Origin of the sequence: Arthrobacter sp. H41 (assembly GCF_000520535.1) — a bacterium.
In the GTDB taxonomy this organism is placed as follows: domain Bacteria; phylum Actinomycetota; class Actinomycetes; order Actinomycetales; family Micrococcaceae; genus Arthrobacter_D.
Genome location: NZ_KI914812.1, coordinates 16,654 through 18,706 on the forward strand (window position 1 = coordinate 16,654; position 2,053 = coordinate 18,706).

Annotated in this window: 1 protein-coding gene and 3 pseudogenes; 3 read left to right on the forward strand and 1 reads right to left on the reverse strand. The window is 69.2% G+C overall.

The annotated features are described in order from the left end of the window. Positions 1–127: 127 nt before the first annotated feature. The 3 genes and pseudogenes from Y705_RS23675 to Y705_RS0112455 all read left to right on the forward strand — a co-directional run. Positions 128–268: pseudogene (locus tag Y705_RS23675) on the forward strand (DNA repair protein RecO); the annotation flags it as partial. Positions 269–297: 29 nt separating this feature from the next. Continuing rightward, a pseudogene (gene recO / locus Y705_RS19725) lies at positions 298–918 on the forward strand (DNA repair protein RecO); the annotation flags it as partial. Next, on the forward strand, positions 915–1,730 hold the full coding sequence (locus tag Y705_RS0112455; RefSeq protein ID WP_026533091.1) for an isoprenyl transferase: 816 nt from the start codon (positions 915–917) through the stop codon (positions 1,728–1,730). The pseudogene recO and the gene Y705_RS0112455, both read left to right, overlap by 4 nt. A 16-nt stretch (positions 1,731–1,746) precedes the next feature. Here the strand turns inward: Y705_RS0112455 and Y705_RS19730 are convergent. Next, positions 1,747–2,053 (reverse strand): annotated as a pseudogene (locus Y705_RS19730) (alpha/beta hydrolase); the annotation flags it as partial.

Sequence of the window (2,053 nt, forward strand, 5' to 3'; positions counted from 1 at the left end):
AGGGCGCAACCTCGACGTCGTCACCCAGGCACAGACCAAGGGTGCCTACGGGCACGGTATAGCGGCCGACTACGGCCGCTATACCGCCGCCACAGCCATCGCCGAGACAGCCGAACGGCTCACGGACATCGGCGGTGAAGGATCAGGGGCGCACTATGCCCTGGTGGCCGGCGCCTTCTCGGCGTTGAGCAGGGGACTTCACCCGGCAGAACTGATCCTCGACTCATACCTGCTGCGGGCGCTCTCCATCGCCGGTTGGGCGCCGAGCTTCACCGACTGTGCCCGGTGCGGTGCCCCCGGTCCGCACAGCGCGTTCTCGGCGGCTTCGGCTCGCGCCTCGAGCCGTTCATGGCCGTGGACCTTCAGCTCGCGTCAGGGCGCAACCTCGACGTCGTCACCCAGGCACAGACCAAGGGTGCCTACGGGCACGGTATAGCGGCCGACTACGGCCGCTATACCGCCGCCACAGCCATCGCCGAGACAGCCGAACGGCTCACGGACATCGGCGGTGAAGGATCAGGGGCGCACTATGCCCTGGTGGCCGGCGCCTTCTCGGCGTTGAGCAGGGGACTTCACCCGGCAGAACTGATCCTCGACTCATACCTGCTGCGGGCGCTCTCCATCGCCGGTTGGGCGCCGAGCTTCACCGACTGTGCCCGGTGCGGTGCCCCCGGTCCGCACAGCGCGTTCTCGGCGGCTCTCGGCGGCGCGGTGTGCGCAGACTGCCGGCCGCCGGGCGCGGCATCGCCGTCGGGCCCCGCCATGACGCTACTGGCAGCACTGCTCTCGGGGAACTGGGACGCCGCGAATGCGTCGGACACCCCGGCCCGGCGGGAGGCCGCGGGGCTCGTGGCGGGTTACCTGCAGTGGCATCTTGAACGAGTCGTCCAATCCCTCAAGCATGTGGAGCGTGTATGAAGAACCCGGCCCTGCCGTCGAGACCGCCGGAACCGCACCCCAGCGGTGAGAAGGCCCCGCCGATTCCCCGGCAGTTCGTTCCGCAGCACGTGGCGATCGTCATGGACGGCAATGGGCGCTGGGCGAACGAGCGCGGGCTCCCACGGACGGAAGGACACCGGGCGGGCGAAGCGGCCCTGCTCGACGTCATGGCGGGAGCGATCGAGATCGGTGTCCGCCACGTGTCGGTGTATGCCTTTTCGACGGAGAACTGGAAGCGTTCGCCCGATGAGGTGCGGTTCCTCATGGGTTTCAGCAGGGACGTGCTGCGGCGACAGCGGAACCAGCTCGATGAGTGGGGTGTGGAGATCCGCTGGTCGGGCCGGCGGCCCCGGCTGTGGCAGTCGGTGATCAACGAGCTCGAGGAAGCCGAGCGGTTCACCCGGGGAAACACCACGTGCACACTGAACATGTGCGTGAACTACGGTGGACGCGCGGAGATCGCCGACGCGGCCAAGGCGATCGCCGAACAGGTCGCGGCCGGGAAGCTGCGGGCGTCGACGGTGAGCGAGAAGACCGTCCAGCGCTTCCTCGACGAGCCCGACCTGCCGGACGTGGATCTGTTCCTGCGGACCTCCGGGGAACAGCGGCTGTCCAACTTCCTCCTCTGGCAGTCCGCCTACGCCGAGATGGTCTTCATGAACACCCTGTGGCCGGACGTGGACCGCCGGACCCTGTGGCGCGCCATCGAGGAATACGCAGCGCGGGACCGGCGGTACGGCGGCGCAGTGGACCGCGCCGCGTCGGGAACCGGCCCGGCCCCGGTGTATTGACAAGAGGAAGCAGGCGTCAGGAGTTCGCATCCCATGTGTTCCGGAAGCCATAGGCGTCGAGCCAGCGGCCCAGCTGCCGGTAGGCGAGGGACCGGACCGGCGCGCGGGAGAGCAGGACGTCATGCAGGGCGCCGTCGAAGCGGCAGACGGTGACGCAGGCCCCGAGCTCGACGGCGCGGCGCACCATGACCGAGACGTCCAGGACGCTGTCCGATTCGAGCATCGCCTCGCTCCAGGTGGTGCTGATGCTCGAGGAACCCGAGGCCAGCACGAGTACCGGCATCGGCAGGGCGAGGCCGCGGGCCACCTCGGCCTGTCCGGCG